This window comes from Pseudomonas sp. 2(2015), assembly GCF_000955865.1.
Classification (GTDB): domain Bacteria; phylum Pseudomonadota; class Gammaproteobacteria; order Pseudomonadales; family Pseudomonadaceae; genus Aquipseudomonas.
This window is the reverse complement of record NZ_JYOF01000010.1, coordinates 37167-61782: the sequence shown is the minus strand read 5'-3', so window position 1 is coordinate 61782 and position 24616 is coordinate 37167. Positions and strand designations below refer to the sequence as shown.

At 63.7% G+C, this 24616-nt stretch carries 19 protein-coding genes; 5 read left to right on the top strand and 14 right to left on the bottom strand.

Features of this window, described 5'->3' with window-relative positions; genetic code table 11:
* The first annotated feature begins 95 nt into the window (after positions 1 to 95).
* A complete protein-coding gene (locus tag UB48_RS14115; protein WP_045198048.1) occupies positions 96 to 458 on the top strand; it encodes a response regulator in 363 nt (120 codons plus the stop codon).
* Positions 459 to 524: 66 nt separating this feature from the next.
* Positions 525 to 1844 carry a glycosyltransferase gene (locus UB48_RS14110; RefSeq protein WP_082075442.1) on the top strand — a complete coding sequence of 440 codons (1320 nt, stop codon included), beginning with the start codon at positions 525 to 527 and terminating at the stop codon, positions 1842 to 1844.
* Here UB48_RS14110 and cobF read toward each other — a convergent pair.
* Both cobF and UB48_RS14100 read right to left on the bottom strand, forming a co-directional pair.
* Positions 1810 to 2559 carry a precorrin-6A synthase (deacetylating) gene (cobF, locus tag UB48_RS14105; protein ID WP_045198042.1) on the bottom strand — a complete coding sequence of 250 codons (750 nt, stop codon included), beginning with the start codon at positions 2557 to 2559 and terminating at the stop codon, positions 1810 to 1812. The two genes, UB48_RS14110 and cobF, sit on opposite strands and share 35 nt — an antisense overlap.
* 72 nt (positions 2560 to 2631) lie before the next feature.
* Entirely contained in the window at positions 2632 to 3921 is a 1290-nt protein-coding gene (locus UB48_RS14100; RefSeq protein ID WP_045198040.1) for an OprD family porin, read from the bottom strand.
* 364 nt (positions 3922 to 4285) lie between these two features.
* On the opposite strand from UB48_RS14100, the gene UB48_RS14095 reads away from it, so the two are divergent.
* From UB48_RS14095 to UB48_RS14085, 3 genes are all read left to right on the top strand, one after another.
* Complete coding sequence (locus tag UB48_RS14095) at positions 4286 to 4645, top strand: histone-like nucleoid-structuring protein, MvaT/MvaU family (protein ID WP_045198039.1); 360 nt, start codon at positions 4286 to 4288, stop codon at positions 4643 to 4645.
* A gap of 216 nt (positions 4646 to 4861) precedes the next feature.
* Positions 4862 to 5383: a lactoylglutathione lyase gene (gene gloA / locus UB48_RS14090; RefSeq protein WP_045198037.1), complete on the top strand. Its 522-nt coding sequence runs from the start codon at positions 4862 to 4864 to the stop codon at positions 5381 to 5383.
* Between the two features lie 272 nt (positions 5384 to 5655).
* Positions 5656 to 5904: a hypothetical protein gene (locus tag UB48_RS14085; protein WP_045198034.1), complete on the top strand. Its 249-nt coding sequence runs from the start codon at positions 5656 to 5658 to the stop codon at positions 5902 to 5904.
* 7 nt (positions 5905 to 5911) lie between these two features.
* On the opposite strand, the gene UB48_RS14080 is transcribed toward UB48_RS14085, so the two are convergent.
* From UB48_RS14080 to narH, 12 genes are all read right to left on the bottom strand, one after another.
* The gene (locus UB48_RS14080; RefSeq protein WP_045198033.1) at positions 5912 to 10441 is read right to left on the bottom strand and encodes an NEL-type E3 ubiquitin ligase domain-containing protein; all 4530 of its coding nucleotides are present in this window, start codon (positions 10439 to 10441) and stop codon (positions 5912 to 5914) included.
* Positions 10438 to 14664: an NEL-type E3 ubiquitin ligase domain-containing protein gene (locus tag UB48_RS14075; protein WP_045198031.1), complete on the bottom strand. Its 4227-nt coding sequence runs from the start codon at positions 14662 to 14664 to the stop codon at positions 10438 to 10440. The genes UB48_RS14080 and UB48_RS14075 overlap by 4 nt, the downstream gene beginning before the upstream one ends.
* Positions 14665 to 14723: 59 nt before the next feature.
* Positions 14724 to 14945, bottom strand: a complete 222-nt coding sequence (locus UB48_RS14070) for a DUF3079 domain-containing protein (protein WP_045198029.1) — start codon at positions 14943 to 14945, stop codon at positions 14724 to 14726.
* Between the two features lie 95 nt (positions 14946 to 15040).
* A complete protein-coding gene (locus tag UB48_RS14065) occupies positions 15041 to 16660 on the bottom strand; it encodes a methyl-accepting chemotaxis protein (protein ID WP_045198027.1) in 1620 nt (539 codons plus the stop codon).
* A gap of 12 nt (positions 16661 to 16672) precedes the next feature.
* Entirely contained in the window at positions 16673 to 17368 is a 696-nt protein-coding gene (locus UB48_RS14060) for an anaerobic ribonucleoside-triphosphate reductase activating protein (protein WP_045198025.1), read from the bottom strand.
* Complete coding sequence (nrdD, locus tag UB48_RS14055) at positions 17365 to 17532, bottom strand: anaerobic ribonucleoside-triphosphate reductase (protein WP_045198023.1); 168 nt, start codon at positions 17530 to 17532, stop codon at positions 17365 to 17367. The genes UB48_RS14060 and nrdD overlap by 4 nt, the downstream gene beginning before the upstream one ends.
* A 34-nt stretch (positions 17533 to 17566) precedes the next feature.
* A complete protein-coding gene (locus tag UB48_RS14050) occupies positions 17567 to 19579 on the bottom strand; it encodes a ribonucleoside triphosphate reductase (protein WP_045198022.1) in 2013 nt (670 codons plus the stop codon).
* A 229-nt stretch (positions 19580 to 19808) separates the two neighbouring features.
* On the bottom strand, positions 19809 to 20801 hold the full coding sequence (gene moaA, locus UB48_RS14045; protein ID WP_045198020.1) for a GTP 3',8-cyclase MoaA: 993 nt from the start codon (positions 20799 to 20801) through the stop codon (positions 19809 to 19811).
* 10 nt (positions 20802 to 20811) lie between these two features.
* Entirely contained in the window at positions 20812 to 21636 is an 825-nt protein-coding gene (locus UB48_RS14040; RefSeq protein WP_045198018.1) for a peptidylprolyl isomerase, read from the bottom strand.
* A 10-nt stretch (positions 21637 to 21646) separates the two neighbouring features.
* The gene (gene narI / locus UB48_RS14035; protein WP_045198016.1) at positions 21647 to 22327 is read right to left on the bottom strand and encodes a respiratory nitrate reductase subunit gamma; all 681 of its coding nucleotides are present in this window, start codon (positions 22325 to 22327) and stop codon (positions 21647 to 21649) included.
* A complete protein-coding gene (gene narJ / locus UB48_RS14030) occupies positions 22320 to 23075 on the bottom strand; it encodes a nitrate reductase molybdenum cofactor assembly chaperone (RefSeq protein ID WP_045198015.1) in 756 nt (251 codons plus the stop codon). Before narJ ends, narI begins: the two co-directional genes overlap by 8 nt.
* A 2-nt stretch (positions 23076 to 23077) precedes the next feature.
* Positions 23078 to 24616, bottom strand: coding sequence for a nitrate reductase subunit beta (gene narH / locus UB48_RS14025; protein ID WP_045198013.1), 1539 nt, complete (start codon positions 24614 to 24616; stop codon positions 23078 to 23080).

Genomic DNA, 24616 nt, shown 5'->3' with positions numbered 1-24616 from the left:
GCTGTTCATTCGGGAGGCTTTTTTCAGCGCAGAGGGAACTTCAGGGCGTGCCCGGCTTACAGATAATGAACAGACTTTTGTACAGGAATACCGCCATGCCGCAGACATCCCAGCCCCTGCTCGTCGTTGAAGACGACGATATTGTGCGCATGCTGACGGTCGAGGTGCTTGTAGAGCTGGGCTATCAGGTACTGCAGGCTGCCGATGCAGAAGCGGCGCTGAAGGTTTTGAAAGACCCGCAACAATCCCTGGCCTTGATGCTCACCGATGTCGGCCTGCCGGACATGAACGGCAAGGACCTGGCCGTCAAAGCCCGGGAACTGCGGCCGGAGCTGCCGGTGCTGTTTGCCAGCGGCTATGGCGACGTTGACATACCGCTCGGCATGCACCAGATAACCAAGCCGTTCAGCATCGACCAGTTGCGTGACAAGGTGCAGGGTATTCTCCAGGCCATTTAGGGCACCTACCGGCCCGCCCGGAATCTGCTTTAATACGCACCTTTTTTGCCAAGGTCCCCGATGCCCATGCCCGCCCCTGCCCTCAACGTCCTGGTCATCGGCTACGTGTGGCCCGAGCCGCGCTCCTCAGCCGCCGGCTCGCACATGATGCAGATCCTTGAAAGCTTCGTGCAGCGCGGTTGGCGCGTCACCTTCAGCAGCCCCGCAGCCATTGGCGAGCACAAGGCCGACCTGGCGAGCCTGGGCATCGGCGAACAGGCCATTGCCCTCAACGACAGCAGCTTTGACGCGTTTGTCAGCGAACTGGCCCCGGACGTGGTGCTGTTCGACCGTTTCATGATGGAAGAGCAGTTCGGCTGGCGCGTCGAAAAACATTGCCCCAACGCCCTGCGCGTGCTGGAAACCTCCGACCTGCAAAGCCTGCGCGATGCCCGCCAGCAACTGCTGCGCCGGCGCCTGATCGAAGGCCTGGACCCGAATGACTTTCGCGCGCTGTTCAACACTTCCGGCCCCGACCTCTATCGGCAGATGGCCAGCGCCGACCTGACCCTGCGCGAACTCGCCGCCATTTACCGCAGCGACTTGAGCCTGATGATTTCCGATGTCGAGATCGACCTGCTGATCAACGGCTTCGGCGTGCCCGAGCACTTGCTGCACTGGTGCCCGCTGATGCTCGACGCCCCCAGCGAGCCGTTCAAGCCATTTGCCGAGCGCGCACATTTTCTCAGCATCGGCAACTTTCGCCATGCGCCGAACTGGGACGCGGTGCTGTGGATGAAGAACAGCCTGTGGCCGATGATCCGCCGGCGCCTGCCCCAGGCGCAGCTGCACATCTACGGCGCCTACACCCCGCCCAAGGCCACGGCGCTGCACAAACCCGCCGAGGGCTTTCACATCATGAACTGGGCCGAAGACGCCCTTGAAGTGATGAGCAACGCGCGCATTTGCCTGGCGCCGCTGCGCTTTGGCGCCGGGATCAAGGGCAAGCTCACCGACGCCATGCAGTGCGGTACCCCCAGCGTCACCACCCCCATCGGCGCCGAAGCCATGCACGGCGCCCTGCCCTGGCCCGGGGCAATCGCCGAAACCGCCGAAGGCCTGGCCGAAGCCGCCGCCGCCCTGTACAGCGATGAAGCACGCTGGAACCGCGCCCAGCAGGACGCGCTGCGCTTGCTCGGCGCACGCTACGACCGGCGCCAGCACGCCAGCGCCCTGGTCGAGCGTATCGAGTACGCCCTGGCCGACCTCGACCAGCACCGGCTGTTCAACTTCACCGGCGCCATGCTCCGTCACCACCAGCACAAGAGTACCCAGTACATGTCGCAGTGGATCGAGGCCAAGAACCGCCTGGCTACAGCGGCCGACGCAGCAGATAAGTGTCCATGATCCAGCCCTTGCGCGCCCGTGCCTGTTCACGGGCGGCGAGGATCTGCGCCTTGACCTCCAGTAGCGGCCCGGCGATCAGGACCTGATCGGCGCTACCCAGGTAAGCGCCCCAGTAGATATGCAACTGCGGATCGTCCAGCGCGGCAAAGGCGCACTGGCCGTCGAGCATCACCACCAGGTTGTCGATGCACGGCTGTTCAGCCAGGCGCCGGCCAGGCAGCACGGTCAGCGGCTCGCCGATACGGTTCAAGGGAATACGGTGAGCGGCGGCCAGGGCCTGGACGCTACTGATGCCGGGGATCACTTCCAGCGCCAAAGCCACGCCACGGGCCTGGACCAGGTCGAGAATACGCAGGGTACTGTCGTACAGGGTCGGCTCGCCCCAGAGCAGGAAAGCGCCGCATTCGCCGTCAGCCAGTTCGTTTTCGATCAGGTTGGCGTACAACGCCGCACGCTGCTGGTGCCAGTCCTCGACGGCGCCAACGTAATCGCTGGCAGCGCCATCGCGCAGGGGGTCTTCGACCTGCACCAGGCGATAGCCGGGCTTATCGATGTAACACTCGAGAATGTGCTTGCGCAGTTGCAGCAATTCGTCCTTGACCGCACCCTTGTCGAGCACGAAAAACACCTGGGCCCGGTTCAGCCCGTCGATGGCTTGCAAGGTGATCTGGCGCGGATTGCCCGGCCCGATGCCGATCAACAGCAGTTGTTTCATTGCACGTCGCTTCCATGATTCGGCCAGCCTTCATAGTCGGCTGGCCGAAGCACAATGGCAACGTACTGCGCGTTAGAAAATCGAGAAGTTGTAGCTGACGATCACCCGGGTTTCGTCCATGTCGCGGGCATACTTCTCATAGTTGCTGCGGTAGGTGGAGTTACGCAGGCGCACGCTGACATCCTTGAAAGTGCCGCTCTGGACCTGGTACTTGAGTTCGCTGTCGCGCTCCCACTCCTTGCCCTCGGCCAGGCTGCCCGGAACCTTGATATGGTCGCCGTTGATGTAGCGGGTAAAGAAGCTCAGGCCCGGCACACCCATGGCCTTGAAGTCGTAGTCGTAGCGCAGTTGCCAGGAACGCTCCTGGGCCGCCGCGAAGTCGTTGACCTGGGCGTAGTTGACCAGGTACGGGTTGCTGCCATCCAGGTACGGCATGGCGTTCTCGCCATACATGCGCTGCCAGCCGGCACTGACCTTGTGACCACCAAGGCTGTAGCCGAGCATACCGCTGAAGGCGCGGTGATCGATTTCACCGGCGCGGGCACGGCCAATGTCATCGCTTTTTATCAGGCGCAGGTCGGCCGACAGGCTGCCGACGCTCAGCGGCTGGCTGGCCACCAGGCCGAAAAAGTGCTGGCGGTAGATATTTTCAAGTTTGCCTACCTGGTATTGCGCACTGAGGCGGTCATTGAACTTGTAGTCGATCCCGGCCATGTCGAAATGATCGGCCGTGGTACCACAGGCGTAGCGCTTGTTCTTGCAGTGAACGCGAATGTCCTCGCGGTCGGTCGAGTCCCGCGCGGTGTACTTGTCCAGGCGCGCCACGGTGAACTTCAGGTCCTTGAATTCTTCGGAACTCAGCATCGCGCCCTGGAACATCGTCGGCAACAGGCGGCCGTCGTTGTACTTGAGCAGCGGCATGTCCGGCATCATCGAACCGACCTTGAGCACAGTCTGCGAATAACGCATCTTGCCGGCTACGCCCATCTTCGCGTACTGGTCTACCGAACCACGCGGATCATGTCCGCTGGAGGGCAACAGACCACTGTTGCTATCGGCCGGACTGGAGTCGAGTTTGAAGCCGAGCATGCCGATGGCATCTACACCAAATCCTACAGTGCCTTCGGTATAACCAGACTGCACATTGAGAATAAAGCCCTGGGCCCACTCTTCGCGTTTCGACGCGCCCTGGTCGGAACTGGTATGACCATCGCGAAAGTCACGATTGAAGTAGACGTTGCGTGCTTCGACTTTGGCGCTGCTGTCTTGAAGAAAACCAGCGGCCTGTGTCGAGACAGCAGCAAACATCGCGAGCAGGCCGACAAGGCTGCGCCCGGGCGCGAGAGGGTATGGGGCAAACATGAGAAGCGAAATCCGAAAGAAAGGCAAAAAACAACCGGCGCCGATCCCGGCGCCGACAATGCTCCCAGCGTCGATGGCAGTCGACGGTGACCGATCATGATCTCGCAACCGCTCTATTGCGGGCCATTGGACCATGGTCTAAGGCCGCTGGCGGAATATTGACTAGTTCTTTGGTCAAGGTCCGGTGGCAATTAAGAAAGTTCCATAACACACAATATAAAAGTTTAATGTTTACCCACTGCGCGACGACTACTACACTCTTTATTAGTGCGATGTTGTGCCCAACCCGGTGGCGGCTGCGTTATACAGAATGTTGCTATCTACACGCATGCCGGGCCACTGCAGACTTAAAGGAGTGATGACAGTGTCCAGACTTGCAGAGTTCCGCGCCGCCGAAAAGGCCCTTCAGGAACAAATGGCGCAATTGGAGGCGCTGAAAAAGGACGCCGGCCTGAAGCGTGAAATCGAGTTCGAGAAGAAACTTGTCGACCTGATGAAACACTACGACAAGGGCCTGCGCGATATTGTCGCGATCCTCGACCCGAAGGCTACCCACAAAGCCTCGCCCAGTGCACCGAAACAACGCCGTGCGCGGGTGGTAAAGGTTTATGAAAACCCGCACACCGGCGAGTTGATCGAAACCAAGGGTGGCAACCACCGCGGCCTCAAGGCCTGGAAGGAGCAGTACGGGGCCAAGACTGTCGACAGCTGGTTGCGCAGGTGAAAAAACCCTTCACACTTTTTTCACATCGACTGGCTCAGGATGAAGACTGCTAACGGACTAGCGCCCCATACGCCCGCTTCGGCGGGCTTCTAATTCCTGCGCCCCGCCCCACAAAGGCGGGGCGCAAATCGTTTGCGCAATCGCTTCAGTTCCGTATCATGACGCCCTGACTGTTTTGCTGGCAGCGCTGTTGCCAGCCTCAAATGCGGAGAGCCCATGAGCCTGAACCATCTCGACACCCTCCCTGGTGTCACCGCGCAACCGGATGCCGCGACCCACAATTTCGTTTTCAACCACACCATGCTGCGGGTCAAGGACGTTGCCAAGTCCCTGGACTTCTACACCCGCGTGCTGGGCTTCAGCCTGGTCGAGAAGCGCGACTTCCCCGAGGCCGAGTTCAGCCTGTACTTCCTCGCCCTGGTCGACAAGGCGCAGATCCCGGCTGATGCTGCCAAGCGCACCGAGTGGATGAAATCGATCCCGGGCATTCTCGAGCTGACCCATAACCACGGCACCGAAAACGACGCCGGGTTTGCCTACCACAACGGCAACACCGACCCGCGTGGCTTCGGTCATATCTGCATCTCGGTGCCGGACATCCGTGCTGCCTGCGAGCGTTTCGAGCAACTGGGCGTCACCTTCCAGAAGCGCCTGAGCGACGGCCGCATGAAGCACCTGGCATTCATCAAGGACCCGGATGACTACTGGGTCGAGATCATCCAGCCGACCGAGTTCTGATCCTTCTCGCCGGTTCCCACGGTGTGCGCCAGAGCTGTGGGAGCCGGACTTGCCGGCGATCGAGCGCGCAGCGCTCGCAGCCAACTATTACACCTGCAAATCACGTATTACGGTCTAGCTTGCGAGGATCACGCCCCATCAACGGATTGCTGCCGGCGTTTCGCTGAAGCTGACGTTCGTCGGCCCGGATCCAACCGCGCCGCTGCTGTGGTATACCCGAAAAAGCACCCTGACTGAGGCGCTTTCGATACCACAGCAGCGAGGTAAGGACGATGAAAACCCTTCAATGCGAGCATCGCAACCACACCATCACCGCCAGCGTCGAAACCCACCCCGGCATCCCCACGCCCTATAACGCCGGCTGCCTGATCACCGATCCGGAAGGCCACACCAGCCGGCGCTTGTCATTGCCGGTGAAGATGGCCTACCTGGCCGACCTGGAAAACGCCCAGCATGCGGCGCTGGCCCACGGCAAGTGGCTGGTCGATCAGCAACTGGACAGGCGCCAGCAGCGGTTCTGAGGCACCTTCACGGTTCGGCCGCCTGGGCCACGAAGGCGGCCCAGGCCTCTTCGGTCAAACCCAACGCCAGGTTCGCTTCTGCTTGCTCGCGGGCACTGGCCAATGCCCGCATGCGCTGAAGATAATCGTCATCGCGCAGCTCGCCCTGGCTGTCCATGATCGCCTCCAGCTGGTTGCGATAAGGCAGGTCGAGGGCTTCGAACTGCGCCTTGTGTTGCGCCTTGAGGTAGTCGAGCCAGAAGTCCCGGGTACTGATGAACTGCTGCAACGCCTGCGTCTGTTCAAGACCCTCGATGCGCTGGCGGGCGCTGGCGATCTCGCCCTCGTCAAGCGGCGCCAGAGCCGCAGACAACATGCTCTGCGGCTTGCTCGGCAAGTCCAGGGCCTCGCCCAGGGCAATGCGGTAGGCCAGGCTCAGCTCGACGACATCGACAACTGCACCCGCGTTTGCTCGCGCCTGCGCCTGCTCGGCAACCAGCAGGTCCAGTTGCTCCTGGCGAAACAGCCGCCGGCCCAGGCTCAATAGCTGCTGTGCCAGAGGCTGGTCGGTCACGAGGTGCGAGGCGATGTATACCAAAGCGCGGATTTCCAGGGTGGCAAAACTGAGGGTGACGCTGTCACCGCAGGTGATCGGTGAGGCCGCAAGCTCGAACAGCGACTCGCGCAGTTCGGGCGCTTTGCTGGCAGCATCGAGCAAAACCCATACTCGTTCCCCCAGGTCAGCAGGCGTGCGCTGAAACTCGGCAGTGGCGCTTAGGTCTGCGAGCAGCCTGAACAAACCTGTCGCCTGCGGTTCGTCGGCCAATGCCTGCCAGGTAGTCAGTGCCTGGGCGCTGTCGCCGGCCGGCGCCGCTTGCAGCCACAGGCGCCGCGCCTTGCTCACTGGCGACTGATGACTACGGCGGCTGGCCAGGCGAATACCGGTGCGCTGCTGGTACTGCTCAAGCTGTTCAAAGGTTGCCTGCGACAGCGGGTTGTCATGCAGCGCCAACCCGCGGTTGATCCAGCCCGGGGCGTCGAGCACCGCTTGCGGCAGGCTGTCGATCTGGTTGTTGCGCAGGTCCAGGCGGTAGCCGTGATAGCGGTTCAACAGCCCGTGCGGCCAGGCTTGCAGCCCGGTGTTGCGCAGTTGCACCTCCTCCAGGCGCGACAAACGTTCAAGGTCCAGCAAGGGTCCCACAGGATTGTCATTGAGGTTGAGGATGCGCAGTTGCGACAGCCCGGCCAGTTGCCGGGCCGCCTGCTGGTCGAGTTCGATATGGTTACCCGGCACCAGCAACCGCGCCAGTGCCGGCATACCCCTCAGGGCGTCGGGTAAACGGGTCAGGGCGTTATTGCCCAGGTTCAGCTCGCGCAAGCGCTTGAAGGGCAGCAGGAAAGCCGCCGAGGCGTCGCCCAGGCCCATGTTGTGCAACTGTAGATCGACCACATGGTCGAAATTGACCTCGGCCGGCCAGCCAGGCAAGTCGCCGGTGTACAGCCCTTCAAGGCTCAGGCTGTAACCGATGACGCTGTGGTTGGACCAACGTTTGGGCGACAGCTTGCGCCAGGCACGGCAGATCAGCAGCGCCGCCTGCTGACGGCTGCGGCGCAGGGCCTGGCCCGCTTCATCGGCGGCTACTGACTGGCTCCAGGCCCGCAAGGTGCCGTCGAGCATCTGGTATTCACGCTGATAGGCTTTGATGCGCGCCGCGACGTCGACACCTCTGCGCTGCAGTGCGTCGACAAAGGCATCGGCGTCGGTATCCGAGAGCCCCGGGTACAGCTGGCGGATATCCCGCACCTGGGCCGCGCGGCGCCCACCGAACAGGCCGCGACCACTCAAGGGATAGCCGATACGCCCATCGGCCAAGCGCTGTGGCGGGTTGAACCAGGGGCGTTGCCTGGGCGTCGATTGCAGCCACTGCCCAACCTTGCCGCGGTGCAGATGCAACAGCTCGCCAAGGCGGCTGCGCAGCGGCGTGTCCAGCGCCGCCTGTTCAGAGGCAGACAGCGCGTTGCTCAAGGCACTGAACAGATCAGCATAAAACTCGCCAGCGTGCTCCCCAGCCTGACGATACAGCTGATATCCCGACTCCAGCCTGACGATCTGTACGCGACGGCTGCCGGTCGCTGCCGCGGCCGGGACGAGTCTGGGCCCTGACAGGCTGCCTTCGAACACCTCGATAGCCAACGCCTGCGGCCAGCCGGGCAGTTGCCCAAGCAAGGCCAGGATCAACCTGTCGCTGTCGCGGCTGCGCACCGATTGCAAGTACAGCCCTTCGACGGCGCGGCTGATCCGTACATCGTGCAACGGCGCCCGTATGCGGTTGGCCATCGCCAGAGGCACCCGCCATTGCTCCACCAGGCGACCTAGTTCAGCGTCACTGGCCGCCTCGAGCAGATCACCGACGAGGCTGCTGGGCAGCTCGGGAAAATCCACCTGCACCACGGATTCGGCGATGCCCGCCAGGCGCGTACGCAGGCCATAGCAATGGCTGAACAGCGCCTGGCGCAGCATCCTTGCGTGCCGGGCCAGCACCCCCGGCGCAGTGCTGGCGGTAGTGTCAGCGGGCAGGCGCGACACCAGGTAGTCACGCATCTGCGCCTCTGTGGTGTCCAGCGGAGCCCCTGCCGCAAGTTGCTCGATAAAGCGCTCGATGTCCTGATCCAGACGCCAGCGCAACAGGCAGTCGCGCAGCAGGCCTGGAGCCGCCAGGTTGTCAAGGTGCAAGCGGCGTAACTGCCCGCCATCAAGGCCGCTCGTGGTCAGAATCTGTTCTTGCGCCGGCTCCACCAAGGTTGCCAGCTCAGGTAGCAGGCGCTTGAGCATGAACCGCGTGTCTTGCCACTGCAGCGGGTTCTCCCCGCTATGGCGCCACCCTCCCCGAGCATTGCCCTGCAGGACCGGCGAATAGCGTTCGCCCCCCTCGGGATGGACGATGCGCCATTGCCCCAGAGCGCTGTCGTGCTGCACTGCGTAAACCCGGTCGTCCAGCGTGAGATAAGGGCCCGGGTCGCCGCCAATGAGCCCTTGGGCATCAGCCGTGTCCGGTTCGATCCGGGCCTGGTAACCCGCCAGGTCGGGCTTCCACAAACGCGCCTGGCCTTGCCGGTTACTGACCGGTACCAACGCCTCGATGAAGGCTGCGTGGCGCAGCGCCTTGCTCACCAGGTGCACGCCGGCGCCAGCGGCCGCAAACAACGCCAGGTTCTCGACCACGTCGGTCAGGTGTTCGAGGGCCTTGTCGCTGTCGCCCTGCAGCCAGTCCTCAACCCCCTCGAACAGTTGCGAGGTCAACTGCGCTGCAGCCACGCCGAGCATTACCGCGCCCAGTACCGGCACAAACAAACCGGCAACATTGAGCAACAACAGGCCGGCGTTCTCGTAGGCATGCAGGCGTTCCACCCGCTGTTTTTCATCTTCGTCATCGGTAGGCACGGCCAGGGTGCGCGCATCGTTGCGGATCTTCGCCAGCTGTTGGCTGGCAAGGGTACTGAACAACGGCCCGGCGAAGGCTGACAAGCCCATGCTTATTGCCAGCGGCGCTCCCGCCGCAGCGCGCTGGCGCTGCTCACCCAGGGTCGCGGCAAATGCCAGTTGCTCGGCCTGGGGCACGAAGCGCGTGAACCAGCGCGCGTAGCCGGGCGATTTCAAGCGCACTCCCAACTCACCCAGCATATCTTCCCGGGCACTGAACTGAACCAACGGACGTTGTGGGTCACCGGGGATGTACAATAGCCAGTTCAGTTGGCCAAGGCGCACCACACCCGGCGATGTATTGAAGGCCGACTCCGGCAGTAGCTCGAAGACCACCATGCCATTGAGCCTCACCCCACCCAAACGCACCTGCAGGGGGCGGATGACCGGGTCATCGCCCGGCTGCAGAAAATCTGCATGAATATGCTGCAGGAGTGCCGTGAAGCCGTACTCATCGAGCGCGCCACTGAGTACCGCGAGCAACGCGGCGACTTCCAGGTCGTGGTAGTAACTGCGCCGCAGCATTTGCGTGAACTCGTCGGTCAGCACCTGATCCAGATGCAGCTGGTAGCGGCCACCCAGGTCGAGTGTGCGGCACAGTGCGGCGAAAGACTCGGGAGTCAATTGCGTCGAGGCGGCCAGCGGTTGTGCAAACTGCAGCCGCGCTTTGCCGGCAAGCCCACCGCTGGCCGCCTCGGCGGCGCTGAAGTTCTGTAGCGCAGCCTGCAGCAGGCTGTGACTGGAGACCACTGCCGTCGAGCCCTGACGCGGTAAAGAGAGCAAGGTGGAGGTCAGGCTCAGGTGCCGAGTATGGACAAAATGGTTGAGCTCGACATCCAGGTTGGCACCGGTGTGTGTCCGCAGTTGCTGGCGCAGCAAGCTACGGGCAAAGCCGTCGAGCGGCTCAATGGTCGAGAGCACCGCAGCAACCCTGGTGCGTTGCTGCTGGCTTAGTTGCAGCGCCCGGCTCAGGGCCCGCAAACGCTGTGCCGGCGCCTGTTGCAGCCAAGTGGGCAGATAGTCGTGCACCTGGCTGTCAATGCCGGGCGCCTGTCCCTGATGGTTAGACGCGATCATTGCTGCGCCTCCTGCGCCAGGGCACGGCGGGTCAGTTGCAGGATCAGCTCGGCACGCGCCGCTTCGCGTGCGGCGCCAATGTCGTTGCTGCGCTGCAGGTATTGCTGGTCGGTGAGTTCGCCCTGCATCGCCGCCAGATCCTCCAGTTGCTGGAAAAATGGCTGGTCTACCGCCTCTAACGCGTGCTGCTCATGTTGCTTCAAAAACCTGACCCAGAAGTCTCGCGCTGCTACCGAAGCCGCCAGGCGTGGCGAGCGCTCGGCCAGGCGGACCTGGTCGCGCATGGTGTTCAAGGCATGCCGATCGACGCCAGCGACAAAGCGATAAGCCATGCTCCGTGGCTGCCCGACCAGTTCCAGCTCGTCGGCAAGCCCGGTGCGAAAAGCCAGCAGGACTTCGATTTCGTCCGGGGCCATGCCCATCGAGCGACGCAGCTGGATTTCCTCGGCGCTCAAGCGATCCACTTCATCCAGGCGAAACAGCGAACGGGCCAGGATCAGCAACGGTTGCTGGCGACTGGCCCCGCTAAGGCCGCGGGTCGCGGTGAGTTCATGGGCGCGCACCTCCAGGGTGCTGAAGTTCAGGGCGACGCTGTCCGAGCAGCTTCGCGGCGCGCGGGCCAGGGCGAACAGTGCTCTGCGCAAGCGGGTGTGCCGATAGCAGCAATCGAGCACCTCCCAGACGCGACGCGTGAGGTCCTGGCGCCGACGCCTGAAGTCAGCCGTCTCACGCAGGTCACCGAGCAGGCGAAACAGGTCAGCCGAGCCTTCCTCGCCCTGCAGTACCCGCCATTGCTCGGCGCGCTGCACGCGTACCTCATCTTGCGACCCAGTCAGCCACTCCTCCTGCAGGTTGTCGAACCGCGCATGACTGAAGCCGGCGACCGCCGGCAGCAACCCGGCGCGTTCGAACGCCAGCAAGCGTTCACGGCTCTCGGCGTTGAGCGGGTTGTCGTGGAAGTTGATGCGTTCGAGGATGCGCCGCGGCGCGTTGAACAGGCCCTCCTGCAACACCACAATGGGGTTCTCGCGCAGGTCGGCGCTCTCCAGCGCCGGGCGGCTGAGCAAGCCGGCCGGGACCGTGGTGATGGCAGTATTGCGCAGGCGCAACAAGCGCAAGCGCGACAAGGCGGTCACATCCGGCGGGGACGCCAGCGGATTGTGATCCAGGTCGAGCACCTCCAGGCGGCCCAGCGATGCCAGCAGACGATTGTCGGCAGGGGTCCAGGCAATCCGGTTGTGACTGAGGTTCAGCCAGGTCAGATGATTCAACCCGTCAATGCCTTCAGGCACTCGGGCGAGATCAACGTGCACCACATCCAGCCAGCGCAATGCACTAAAGCGCTGGAGAAAGCCTGGCGGCAACTCGGTGATCTGCAAGTCATTGAGGGTAATCTCCGCCACATGAGCGAAGCTGATGCTCTCGGGAAGCTGCGGCAATGCACCTATCGGCTCGTGCTCGAGCAGCAGGCGATAGTCGGCGCCGCGATTGCGCACCCGCGCCGTCTGCCGGCGCCAGCAACGACGCAAGCGCGCGGCGACCCGTTCGCGGGCCGCGCCGCGGATCGGGTCGGCCGCTTGCCAGCTGTAGAGGGTTTCGTTGAGGGTTGCCAGCTCCTGATGCAGCGCCTGCAAGCCGCTCCACAACTCGCGGCCAGACACCCGCAACTCGGTGAGGAACTCGCCAATCTCGGCGTCGCTGAACGTGGGGTACAACTCACGCACGGCGCGATTGACTGCCTGCCGCCCGCCCACCCCACGCCCGCTCAAGGGGTAACCAATGCGCCCGTCGGCCAGGCGCTGCGGCGGGTGAAACCACTGCCCCGGCTCGCTCAGGCCGATAATGCCAGCCACCTCCTCGCGTCGCGCACCGCTCAGGGCCGCCAGCGTAGCGCTGCTGGCCCGGCCCGGGCTCTGCAGGTGGACAGCTTCCAGGGCGCGGTTGATGCGCACTTCGCGCATCAGCAGGCGAGCCTCTTCGAGCATCGCCAAGGGCACTTTCGAGGTGTCCAGCAGGCTCTGCAGGTGATCGGCCCGGGCGTGGCTGCAGATCTCTTCAGCGACCACCAGCGGTAGCCCGGGAAAGTTGCGCTGGAGGATCTGCGCCCCGGCGCTCGGCTCCTGGCGCGAATGGGCATAGAGGAAGTCGAAGGCGTCGGCACGGCGTTGTTCAAGGTGCCTGGACAGGTGCGCGAGCAGTTGCTGGCGCTCGCTCAGGCCCTCGCCCGGGCTTGTCAGCAACGTCACCTTGTCAGTCTCCTCCAGCGCCAGCAGAACCTGGTCCAGCCAGTCGCCACTGGCCGAAGGCACAGGGCTCAATTCGATGGTCCGCGGCAACGTCGGCGTTGCCTGGCCGAAGCGCTCCTCGCCCAGGGTCACCAGCAGTTGTTCTGGCCAGCCGTCAAGGGTGGTCAACGCCCGCAGCAGCACAGGCGCCGGCTGGCCGACGTTACCCACGCTCAGGCTACTGAGCGTTGAAGCAAGCTGATGATCGAGCCGAACTCGCTCAAGGGCATCGACCAGGGTCGCCGGTGGCGCTTCACCGTGCACCTGCCACTGCCTGATCTGTGCTTGCTGGGTGCCGGTGATTGCCAGCACCCGCTGCAGTTGCGCGTCCGAGGCCTGCTGCCATTGCCCGCCGAAGCGCTTGAGCATTGCCTCACTGCCCTGCCAGTGCTGCGGGCTGTCCCAGGCTGGCCGCCAGCCCGTGGCGCCGACCGTCTCAAAGCGATGGGCGAAGGCATTGTCCCGGTACGTCTGCAGGTCGGGGTTCCACAGGCGCTGACGCTGGTCGGCCAGTTCGACCGGCACCAGGCCATCGACAAAACCCGACCGCTGCAGCGCCTTGACCAGCACCTTGCCGCCCGCCAGCAGCAAGGCGTTGGCCGCCAGGTTTTCCGCCACCCCGAGCATGTGGTTCATGGCGCCTTCACGGTCGCCCTGCTGCCAGTCTTCATAGCCGTGATAAACCTCGCCCAGCAGCTGCGCGACGGCAACCCCGAGCATCACTTCCCCGAGCCCGGGGACAAAAAAGGCTGCCAGGTTGGCCAGGGTCAGGCCAATCTCCTGGTACTCCTGCAGGCGCTGGCTGCGCTCTGTGCGGTCTTCATCATCGGTGGGCACTGCCAGTACTCGGGCGTCATCCTCGATTTTTGCGATGCGCGCAGCAGACAGCGTGGCCAGCAGTGGCCCGGCAAAGGCAAAGTGACGACCATCAAGCTCGATCGCCGAGCCCGCCGTGGCTTGCCTGAGCAGCCGCGTCAGGGTGATCACGAATGTCGCACGATCGCGTTCGCTGACAAAGCGTTGAAAGAACTTCCCGTACCCTGCTTGCGCAAAGCGTGTGGCAAGCGCCGAATACGCCGCACTCCACGAGTTGTAGTGTTTGACCGGGTGCAGCGGATCATCCGGCACATACAAGACCACCCCCAGAACATCGGAATAGCCATTGGGATCGAACAGTTGCTCGCGCATCTCAAACGCCACCACCCCGACCAGACGCTTGCCCAGCAGATTGAGGTGGTGGGGAAAACTGCTCAAGGTGGCATTGGGCACCAGCGGCCTGAGCGCCAGGACGCGCAACAGACAGTCATGGCTGGCGGCGTCGAGGTCGCCCTTGATCCAGGCCTGGTTGAGGGCGACGGCCAGGCCGCTGCGGGTAGCCTGCTCCAGGGTCTTGCTTACCTGCCTGGCCACCTCGCCAGCAGGGCTTAGCAGCGCCTTGAGGTGAGCCTGGTACTGGCCACCCAGGTCCAGTTCCCGGCACAGGCTGGCGAACGCTGCCACCGACAGCGGCTGCACTACGCCCTTTTCGTCGATGATCGCGGTCAGTTCGTCATGGCTACCCTCCACCGTTTCTTCAGCCGCAAAATTGTGCAGCGCGGCATGCAACAGGCTCTGGTAAGTGGTCTGCACGCGAAAAACCGGCGGCAGTGACGCTTGCGGCAATCCTTCGAGGACACGCCGAACCAGGCGCAAGCGCCAGGTGCGCACATCTACCCGTTGGGCAAAGCGCGCACTCAGCGCTGCGCTCAACAGTGGCGCGGCAAAATCTTCAGGAGACTGCAGCGAGTCCAGCAGTGCCTGCATCGGCACCTGGGCGCGCTGACTGTCGCCGATGCTCTGCTGCAAGGCTTGCACCGCGGCCAACGGCGCATCCCGTAACCAGCCTGGCAGGCGCTGGGCGATAAAGCTGTCGATCGAGGCATCGTCGTGGTCGTTCATGCTGACTTCCTGGTGTTGGAAAAGTCAGCAGCAGACATTAGCCATGGTCTGCGCAGGTGCTATTTAAGTAGTGCGGCCCGCTGCGTTGCGCCTTCGTTGCCGGCCGGCGACGCCAACCCGTAGTCACCCTGCTCGTTCCAGTCCTCACCGAACATCTCCACCGGGTGCATGGTACGGTCGGCGCCATTGCCGCAAGCCAGGGCGTTGGCCGCACAATAGCGGTCACAGCCCCAGCAGATGCGCTCGGGGTGCTTGGGGCTGACAGGAAAGGGCTTGGCCATGAAGTGCCTCAGGCGGCAATGGGCGAGCGTTCACGCTAGCGCCCAGTGCCGGGCTTGCCCTTGATACAGATCAAGGGCGCTGATCCAGACGGGCATCAAACCTTGAAGCGCGCCACGGTCTGGCTCAGGCTGCCGGCCATCTGCGCCAGGTCCTGGCCGGCGCTGTCGGTGTGTTGCGCCCCCAGCAGCACCTGTTCGGACAGGTTGCGAATGCCCACCAGGTTGCGGTCCACCTCGCGGGCTACCAGGGCCTGCTCTTCGGTGGCGCTGGCGATCATCAGGTTGCGCTCGTTGATCTGCGAAATCGACTGGGTGATCGCCTCCAGTGCTTCGCCGGCACGCTGGGCCACATCCAGGGTGGTGTGCACCAACTCGCTGCTGCTGAGCATGGCGGTCACCGCTTCGCTGGTGTCCTGCCGGATGTTGCCGATCATCTGCTCGATCTCCTGGGTCGACACCTGGGTACGATGGGCCAGGGCCCGCACCTCGTCGGCGACCACGGCAAAGCCGCGCCCGGCATCACCGGCGCGGGCTGCTTCGATGGCGGCGTTGAGCGCCAGCAGGTTGGTCTGTTCGGCGATGCTGCGGATCACATCCAGCACCGTGCTGATGTCCTGCACACGCCCGGCCAGTTGCTGGATGCGCGCGGAGGTATCGCTGACGCCGTCGGCCAGGGTGCTGATCGAGGCGACCGTCTCGCGTACCTGTTCACGGCCACGCTGGGCGGTTTGTTCGGAGACCTTCGAGGCTTCGCTGGTACTCACCGCATTGCGCGCTACTTCGTCCACCGCGGCGGTCATCTCGTTGACCGCGGCTGCTGCCTGTTCGATTTCCAGGCCCTGCAGCTGCAGGCTGCTGCTGGTCTGGCTGCTGACCGCGCTGAGTTCCTCGGAAGAACTGGCGACGCGCTCCACCGAAGCTGCGATGTGCTTGACCATGCTGTTCAGGCTCTGCTGCATCTGCTGCATGTTAAGCATCACGCTGCCGTCGGCACTGCCATGGGTCGGCACGGCGATGGTCAGGTCGCCCTCGGCGATCCGGCTGAGCACCCGTGCGGCGGTATCCGGCTCGCCGCCCAGCGGCCGGGTGACGCTGCGGGTCACCAGCAGCGCAGCGGCGATCACCGCCAACAGGCACAGCACGACCAGGCCGAGCATGTTCAGCCGGGCGTCGTTGTACAGGGCCTGGGCAGCCTGTTCGCGCTCGACGAAGATCTGCCCCTGCAAGGCCATCAGGCTTTCCAGGTGCTGGTATACCTCGTGCTCGGCGGGTACCACGTTTTGCTTGAGCTGGGTCATTGCCGCCTGCGCGTCACCCTGGCGGATCAGTGTCTGTACCTGGGTAAACGCCGCGACATAGGTTTCGCGGCTGGCTTTCAGCGCCGCGTAGGCGGCCTTGCCCTCGGGCAGGTAGAACAGCGGCTCAAGCATTGCCAGGGCCTGGCTGATGCGCTGCTTGGTGGTGTCGATGGCCTGCTGCACCTGCAGGTTGTCCTTGTCGAGCAACAGGTCGCGGGTGTTGCGTGCGTTGTCGCGCACCCCGGTGGCGATGACCATGATCGGTTCGATCTTCGGCCAGTCCTGTTTGACGATCACCACCGCCTGCTCTTTAAGCGTGGCCAGGTCATGCAATGCATAAAAGGCCAGGCCCAGAAGCGCCAGGGGCGCGATGGCAAAACCAATGAGGATACGTTGTGCTGTGGTCAATCTGGTCATTTCAAAGCCTTACTAGTCGCGTACTTCAAACGCGGGAAACAGCGTGTGGAGGGTGTCCCACAGCTCGGGTAGCAATCTGTGTGCCGAAGCACCGGGCAGCTGCGGGTCGAGCATGCGTGCCGTGCGTACCCGCTGCACGACGAAGCGTTGGACCCCAAGCGCATTCAAGCGCCGGGCCAGGGTGAGGAGTCGCGGTGGATCGATCAGGTGCCAGTGCACCGTGGTGCGGCATTCGTAGTCGACGCCGCTGGCCAGCAGGTATTCAAGACTGCGCCAGTTGGCCTGGCCACTGCCGCGCACGCCGGTAACCAACTGGCAGTCTTCGGCCAGCGCCTTGACGTCAAAGCCGACCCAGTCGGCCCCAGGCAATGCCCTGGCAAACGCCTCGGGCTTGATCCCGGCACTGTGCAGGCCGATGGCAAAGCCCATGGCCCGCACCTGGGCCATGGCCTCTGGCAGGCTGACCTGCAGGGTTGCCTCACCGCCGCTGAACACCACGGCATCGAGCAGGCCGCGGCGACGCTGCAAAAACGCCAGTACCTGCGCCCAGGGCAGTTCATCACGGCCCCGGGGCGGGATCAGTTGCGGGTTGTGGCAGTAACGGCAGCGCCAGGCGCAGCCCTGGCAGAACAGCACACAGGCGAGCTTGCCGGGGTAATCGAGGGTGGTCAGGGGCACCATGCCCCCGACCCGCAGCGCTCGGCTCATGGATGCCCGGCCGTTGCCGCGCCCTCATTGAAGTGCAGCCGCTCGTGGTGCTCGGACTGTTTGCCGGGGTTGAACGCCGACACCGGGCGGTGATAGCCCATGACCCGGGTCCAGACTTCGCACCGTTGGCGTTGCGCCGTCGGCAGGGTTTGCTGTGCAGTCATGATGAAGCTCCTTGCTGTTGAGGGTAAAACGCAGTCAATGCACGCTGCCCTGTTGCTGAGCCAGCAACAGCGCCTCGTCGCACTTGGGGCAGAACTCGTGTTCGCCATCCAGGTAGCCGTGTACCGGGCAGATGGAAAACGTCGGAGTGATGGTCAGGTATGGCAGGCGGAAGCGCTCCAGGGCCCTGCGCACCAATTGCTTGCAGGCCTGGGCCGAGGAGATCCGCTCGGCCATGTACAGGTGCAGCACAGTGCCGCCGGTGTACTTGCATTGCAGCTCGTCCTGCAGTTCCAGGGCCTCGAACGGATCGTCGGTATAGCCCACCGGTAGTTGCGAGGAGTTGGTGTAGTACGGCGCCTGGCTGCAGCCGGCCTGGAGGATGTCGGGGAAGCGCTTGAGGTCTTCCTTGGCGAAGCGGTAGGTGGTGCCCTCGGCCGGGGTGGCTTCGAGGTTGTACAGGTGGCCGGTTTCTTCCTGGAAACGCACCAGGGTGGCGCGCACGTGGTCCAGCAGGTTCAGGGCGAAGCGCCGGCCCTGGGCGGTGTGCAGACCCATCTGCTCGTCGCTGAAGTTGCGCAGCATTTCGTGCAGGCCGTTGACGCCGATGGTCGAGAAGTGATTACGCAGGGTGCCCAGGTAGCGCTTGGTGTACGGATAGAGCCCGGCATCCATGTGGTGCTGGATCACCTTGCGCTTGACCTCCAGGCTCTCCATGGCCAGCTCCATCAATGCATCCAGGCGCTGCAACAGGCCGCTGATGTCGCCCTTGTACAGGTAGCCCAGGCGCGCGCAGTTGATGGTCACCACCCCCAGCGAGCCGGTCTGCTCGGCCGAGCCGAACAGGCCGCCGCCACGTTTGAGCAGTTCGCGCACATCCAGTTGCAGGCGACAGCACATCGAGCGCACCTGGTTGGGCTGCATGTCCGAGTTGAGGAAGTTCTGGAAGTACGGCAGGCCATAGCGCGCGGTCATGGCGAACAGGCGCTCGGCGTTGTCGCTGTCCCAGGGAAAGTCGTGGGTGATGTTGTAGGTCGGGATCGGGAAAGTGAATACCCGGCCCTTGGCGTCGCCGGCCTGCATCACTTCGATGTAGGCACGGTTGAGCAGGTCCATCTCCGCTTGCAGCTCGCCGTAGGCAAAGGGCATTTCTTCGCCGCCGATCACCGGGATCTGCTCGCGCAGGTCCTGCGGGCAGACCCAGTCGAAGGTCAGGTTGGTAAACGGCGTTTGCGTGCCCCAGCGCGACGGCACGTTGAGGTTGTAGATGAACTCCTGGAGGGCCTGGCGCACCTCTTCATAATTCAGCCGGTCCTTGCGCACGTAGGGCGCCAGGTAGGTGTCGAAGGAGCTGAAAGCCTGGGCCCCGGCCCACTCGTTCTGCAGGGTGCCGAGAAAGTTGACCATCTGCCCCAGGGCGCTGCTCAGGTGTTGGGGCGGGCCGGCCTCGACCCGCCCGGGCACGCCATTGAGGCCCTCGTGCAGCAGGCTGCGCAGCGACCAGCCGGCGCAGTAGCCGGCGAGCATGTCGAGGTCGTGGATATGCAGGTCGGCCTCGCGATGGGCGCGGCCGATGGCTTCGCTGTAGACCTCGTCGAGCCAGTAGTTGGCAGTGACCTTGCCGGAAACGTTGAGCACCAGGCCGCCAAGGGAGTAACCCTGGTTGGCGTTGGCCTGCACCCGCCAGTCTTCGCGGTTGAGGTATTCGTTCATCGAGGTGGCGACTTCGACCAGGGTCTTGCGGTCACGGCGCAGGCGTCCGTGCTGTTCGCGATAGACGATATAGGCACGCAGCGAAAGGAAGTGCCCGGCGTCCATCAGCACCCGTTCGACCCGGTCCTGGATCTGCTCGACGTGCAGCTTGAAGTAGCCCTCAAGGTGGGCAAGGACTGCTTCAAGCAAACCGTCCGCCTCGGCTTCGGCATATTCGCCAGTGGCCTTGCCGGCGGCGATCAACGCCTGGCGGATCTTGTCGGCGTCAAAGGCCACCAGGCTGCCATCGCGCTTGTGCAACCGGTTGTGCCCTACCCTGATCAGCGTGCTGTGCATTTTCCCTCCGGACACTACATATAGATGTTTATTGATTTGAAAACACAATATGCAGTGCAGGCTACGGGTAAAGCGGGTGGAAGAAATTGATCGATATCAAGGTTGCCAGGTTGTGCAATCAACCTGGGCTGCTGCGCAGCCATCGCTGGCAAGCCAGCTCCCACAAAGTTCGGTGTACACAGTCCCTGTGGGAGCTGGNTTGCCAGCGATGAGGCCAGAACAGCCAGCCTCACCCGCCGCTCATATTCATGAAGCGCAACATCTGCACCTCACCCTGCGCATCGAACTCATGGCGCAACGGCTTGCGGCGCAACGCCTGTTGCAGCGCGCTGACAATCGGCTGGTCATCCAGCGGATAGCGCCGCAACAAGCCGCGCAGATCCAGCGAATCCTCTTGCCCCAGGCACAGCAGCAAGCGCCCTTCCACAGTCATCCGCAGCCGGTTGCAGCTGGCGCAGAAGTTGTGGCTGTTGGGCGAGATAAAACCGATGCGCGTCGCCGGATGCCGGGCCAGGCGCACATAGCGCGCCGGCCCGCCGCTGTTTTCGGCGCTGTCGAGCAAGGCGTGGCGGCTGGCAATCAGCGCCCGTACCTCGTCACTGGAACAGAACGACTCGCCACGCGAACGGCCGACTTCGCCCAAGGGCATTTCTTCGATGAAGGTGATGTCGATGCGCTGCTCGATGGCGTACTGCAGCAGCGCCAACACCTCATCGAAGTTGCGCCCCTTCATCACCACGCAATTGAGCTTGATGCCTTCGAAACCGGCCTCGCGCGCCGCCTCGATGCCGCGCAGCACCTGATCCAGATCGCCCGTGCGGGTAATTGCCCGAAAGCGCTGGCCATCGAGGCTGTCGAGGCTGATGTTGATGCGCTTGACCCCGGCCTCTACCAGCGGCCGGGCCAGGCGCTGCAGCTGCGAGCCATTGCTGGTCATCACCAGCTCACGCAGGCCGGGCACGGCGGCAATGTCACGGCACAGCTCGACGATGCCGGGGCGAATCAGCGGCTCGCCGCCGGTCAGGCGGATCTTGCCCACGCCCTGGCCGACGAACAGTGTGGCCAGGCGCCGCAATTCCTCGAGGGTCAGCACTTGCTGGCGCGGCAAGAAGGTCATGTGTTTGGCCATGCAGTACACACAGCGAAAATCACAACGATCGGTCACCGACATGCGCAGGTAATCGATCTGCCGCCCGAAGCCGTCCTGCATCACAGTGCTCATCAGCGTCCCCTTATTGCACCAGCGGTGAATCGGCGCCCTGCAGGCGGATGCCGCGAATATCGGCGGCGCCGATCAGGGTTTGCAGGTACTGCACCAGCGCCTTTTGCCACACGCCCTGCTGCAACTGGGTGCGGATCGCCGTGGCCACTGCCTCGTAGGGCAAGGCCTGGCCTTCGATGCGCTGGTCGACACTGACCAGGTGCCAGCCGTAGCGGCTTTCCAGCGGCTTGAGCGCGAGGCCCGGCGCCAGGGTAAACAGCTGGCGCTCAAGCTCCGGCACGGTCTGGCCCTTGCTGATCTGCCCCAGCTCACCCCCTTGGGCCTTCGACGGGCAGGCCGAGTACTTTTGCGCAAGCTCGGCGAACTGCTCGGGGAACTGCAACAGCCGCTCGTGGAGGATCTCGGCCTGCACCAGGGCCAGGCTGCGCGCCTCGACATCGTCCGGCGCGCATTCGAGCAGGATGTGCCGCACCGCGAGCAGCGGCGCGCTGTGAAAGCGCCCGCGGTTGCTGTGGTAGTAGCGCAGGCAGGTGGCTTCGTCACAGCTGGGCACCTGCACTTCGCGCTCCAGCAGCAACCGCGTGGCCGCTTCCTCCGGGTTCTCGCCGGCGCCCACCTGCAGCGCCAGCCCCAGTTCGGCGATGCGTTGCTGCATCAGCTCGCGGATCACCAGGGCGCGGGCGGCCATGTACACGGCCTCCTCGCGATCGCTGGCCGGGTGGTATTGCAGCTCCTGGGCCAGGGCCTGCTGGCTGATGACCACGTCATTGACACTGATGACCGGCCACTGCTGTTCGCTGCTGGCAATCAGTTGCGCTTCGCTTGCGTGCGTCATGGCAACCTCCTCAGGCTTTCTGCCGGACAATTTGATAACGCCGGCCCAGGTACCACACCGGCGCGCTGACGATGTGCACCAGGCGGGTGAAGGGGAACAGCACGAACAAGGTCAGGCCCAGCAGCACGTGCAGCTTGTACACCAGGCTCACCGGGGCGATTGCCGCCGCCGCATCCACCGGGCGCAGCAGCACGGTGTTCTGCGCCCAGTCGGCGAGCATGACCATCACCGCGCCGTCCATATGGCCGGTGGAGGCGACGATGGTCAGCAGGCCGAGTACCAGTTGCGCGAGCAATACCAGCAAGATGAGAATGTCCGAGGTGCTGGAAGTCGCCCGCACCCGTGGCTCGGTCAGGCGCCGGTGCAGCAGCATGATCAGGCCGATCAGGCACAGCAGGCCGAAGAACCCACCAGAGACCATCGCCAGCAGCTGCTTGTGCTCGGTGCTGAGCACATGGTGATAGACCGACGCTGGGGTCAGCAGGCCGACGAAGTGCCCGGCCAACACGAACAGCACGCCGACATGGAACAGGTTGCTCGCCACGCGCATGCCGCGCTTGTCGAGCATCTGGCTGGAGCCGGCCTTCCAGCTGTACTGCGAAAGGTCAAACCGTGCCCAACTGCCGAGCAAGCAGATCGCCAGGGCGACATAGGGATAGACCCCGAACATCAACAGGTTCCACTTAGACATTACCCACCTCCCCGGCCGGCGCAGCGGCCTGGCCTTGATGCTGAAAATCGACCCAGTGCAGCGGTACCGCGCTTTCTTCCCGGGCCTTGCCCGGCGCGCTTGGCAGTGAGCTGCAACGCTCCTGCTGCTCGGCCTTGAGAAAGTCCACCGCCTCCTCTTCCCAGATCTTGTCCAGGGCTTCGAGAGAATCATCGCGTTGCTCGGCGGCGACTTGCTCGCGCAAATCAGCCACCGCCTGGTGCGGCTCGGCGCCGGCAATCTGCAGCAACGCCCGGAAGCAACTGGCGTAGGCGCTCTCGCGCTCCTCCAGGCGTGCGGCAAGCAGCGCCAGCAGGTGCGCGACATCGGCCAGGCCCTCACGGGCCTCGAGGTCTTCGCGGGTCGACAGGTACTCCAGGTACAGCGGGATGTAGTCCGGCAGCTCCTTGACGCCAATGGCAAAGCCCGCCGCTTGGTACTGGGCGAGCATGTCGACCATGGCCTGGCCACGGTCGCGGGACTCGCCATGCACATGCTCGAACAACAGCAGCGACAACGAACGGCCACGGCCAAACAACGCGCCGTAATGCTCCTGTCCATCCATCAGGTCGTTGTTGCAGATCAGCTCCAGCAGCTCGAACAGCGCGCCGCGCTGGCGCGGGCTAATTTCCCGCGCCTGGATGATCGCCTGCTCCAACTCGTCGCGGCCGGCCACCAGGGCTTCGTTCGGGTAATCGAGCAGCAGCGAAATCACTTTGAGGATGCGCATGCTCATTCCTCCCACAGCTGTACGGTTTTGAGGATGTCGCGGCGGTTGGCCTTCTTCGCCCCGAACAGGTTGGTGTCGGAGCTGCCGCTGCAACCGCTGCCGAAGCTGAAGCCGCAACCGGAGCGCTCGGCGAAGGCGTCGCTCATGGCCTCTTCGCGGTGGGCACTCGGTACCACGTAACGGTCTTCGTAGTTGGCGATGGCCAGGTAGCGGTACATCTCCTCGACCTGGTTGACGCTCAAGCCGACGTCCTCCAGCACCTTGAGGTCCTGCACGCCTTCGACCTGCTCGGCGCGCTTGTAAGCGCGCATGGCCAGCAGGCGCTTGAGGGCGCGTTTGACCGGCTTTTCGTCACCGGCGGTGAGCAGGTTGGCCAGGTAGCGCAATGGGATACGCAGGCTGTCGACGTCCGGGATTACCCCGTTCATGCCCACGGTGCCGGCAGCTGCGGCGTTCTGGATCGGCGACAGCGGCGGTACGTACCAGACCATCGGCAAGGTGCGGTATTCCGGGTGCAGCGGCAGCGCCAGCTGCCAGTCGACGGCCATCTTGTACACCGGCGAGCGTTGCGCGGCATCGATCACCGACTGCGGTACGCCGTCCTCCAGGGCCTGGCGGATCACCGCCGGGTCGTTGGGGTCAAGGAAGATTTCCAGCTGCTTCTCGTACAGGTCGTGCTCGTTGGCGGTGCTGGCCACCTCGGCAATGCGGTCGGCGTCATACAGCAGCACGCCGAGGTAGCGGATGCGCCCGACGCAGGTTTCGGCACACACGGTGGGCATGCCGGCTTCGATGCGCGGGTAGCAGAAGATGCACTTCTCGGATTTGCCGCTCTTCCAGTTGAAGTAGATCTTCTTGTACGGGCAGCCACTGATGCACATGCGCCAGCCGCGGCATTTTTCCTGGTCGATAAGGACGATGCCGTCCTCTTCGCGCTTGTAGATCGCCCCGCTCGGGCAGGACGCCGCGCACGCAGGATTGAGGCAGTGCTCGCACAGGCGCGGCAGGTACATCATGAAGGTGTTTTCGTACTCACCGTAGATGTCGGCCTGGATCTGGTCGAAGTTCTTGTCCTTGCGCCGCTTGGCGAACTCGGTGCCGAGGATCTCCTCCCAGTTCGGCCCCCATTCGATCTTTTCCATGCGCTTGCCGGACACCACCGAGCGCGGCCGCGCGGTCGGCTGGTGCTCGCCCAGGGGCGCGGTGTGCAGGTGCTGGTAGTCGAAGTCGAACGGCTCGTAGTAGTCGTCCAGGCTCGGCAGATCGGGGTTGGCGAAGATGTTCGCCAGCACCCGGAACTTGCCGCCGATGCGCGGGTTGATCGAGCCGTTGGCGTTGCGCAGCCAGCCGCCCTTCCACTTGTCCTGGTTTTCCCACTCTTTCGGGTAGCCGACCCCGGGCTTGGATTCAACGTTGTTGAACCAGGCGTATTCCATGCCTTCGCGGCTGGTCCAGACGTTCTTGCAGGTGATCGAACAGGTGTGGCAGCCGATGCATTTGTCCAGGTTGAGGACCATGCCGATTTGTGAACGGATCTTCAT

What these genes read in the sequence shown, in the direction of transcription:
- UB48_RS14075 (WP_045198031.1), bottom strand. Translation starts at nt 14,664, where the DNA reads ATGAACGACCACGACGATGCCTCGATCGACAGCTTTATCGCCCAGCGC.
- UB48_RS14065 (WP_045198027.1), bottom strand. Translation starts at nt 16,660, where the DNA reads ATGACCAGATTGACCACAGCACAACGTATCCTCATTGGTTTTGCCATC.
- UB48_RS14060 (WP_045198025.1), bottom strand. Translation starts at nt 17,368, where the DNA reads ATGAGCCGAGCGCTGCGGGTCGGGGGCATGGTGCCCCTGACCACCCTC.
- nrdD (WP_045198023.1), bottom strand. Translation starts at nt 17,532, where the DNA reads ATGACTGCACAGCAAACCCTGCCGACGGCGCAACGCCAACGGTGCGAA.
- UB48_RS14070 (WP_045198029.1), bottom strand. Translation starts at nt 14,945, where the DNA reads ATGGCCAAGCCCTTTCCTGTCAGCCCCAAGCACCCCGAGCGCATCTGC.
- UB48_RS14040 (WP_045198018.1), bottom strand. Translation starts at nt 21,636, where the DNA reads ATGACGCACGCAAGCGAAGCGCAACTGATTGCCAGCAGCGAACAGCAG.
- moaA (WP_045198020.1), bottom strand. Translation starts at nt 20,801, where the DNA reads ATGAGCACTGTGATGCAGGACGGCTTCGGGCGGCAGATCGATTACCTG.
- gloA (WP_045198037.1), top strand. Translation starts at nt 4,862, where the DNA reads ATGAGCCTGAACCATCTCGACACCCTCCCTGGTGTCACCGCGCAACCG.
- UB48_RS14080 (WP_045198033.1), bottom strand. Translation starts at nt 10,441, where the DNA reads ATGATCGCGTCTAACCATCAGGGACAGGCGCCCGGCATTGACAGCCAG.
- narH (WP_045198013.1), bottom strand. Translation starts at nt 24,616, where the DNA reads ATGAAGATCCGTTCACAAATCGGCATGGTCCTCAACCTGGACAAATGC.
- UB48_RS14110 (WP_082075442.1), top strand. Translation starts at nt 525, where the DNA reads ATGCCCGCCCCTGCCCTCAACGTCCTGGTCATCGGCTACGTGTGGCCC.
- UB48_RS14050 (WP_045198022.1), bottom strand. Translation starts at nt 19,579, where the DNA reads ATGCACAGCACGCTGATCAGGGTAGGGCACAACCGGTTGCACAAGCGC.
- UB48_RS14100 (WP_045198040.1), bottom strand. Translation starts at nt 3,921, where the DNA reads ATGTTTGCCCCATACCCTCTCGCGCCCGGGCGCAGCCTTGTCGGCCTG.
- cobF (WP_045198042.1), bottom strand. Translation starts at nt 2,559, where the DNA reads ATGAAACAACTGCTGTTGATCGGCATCGGGCCGGGCAATCCGCGCCAG.
- narI (WP_045198016.1), bottom strand. Translation starts at nt 22,327, where the DNA reads ATGTCTAAGTGGAACCTGTTGATGTTCGGGGTCTATCCCTATGTCGCC.
- UB48_RS14115 (WP_045198048.1), top strand. Translation starts at nt 96, where the DNA reads ATGCCGCAGACATCCCAGCCCCTGCTCGTCGTTGAAGACGACGATATT.
- UB48_RS14085 (WP_045198034.1), top strand. Translation starts at nt 5,656, where the DNA reads ATGAAAACCCTTCAATGCGAGCATCGCAACCACACCATCACCGCCAGC.
- narJ (WP_045198015.1), bottom strand. Translation starts at nt 23,075, where the DNA reads ATGCGCATCCTCAAAGTGATTTCGCTGCTGCTCGATTACCCGAACGAA.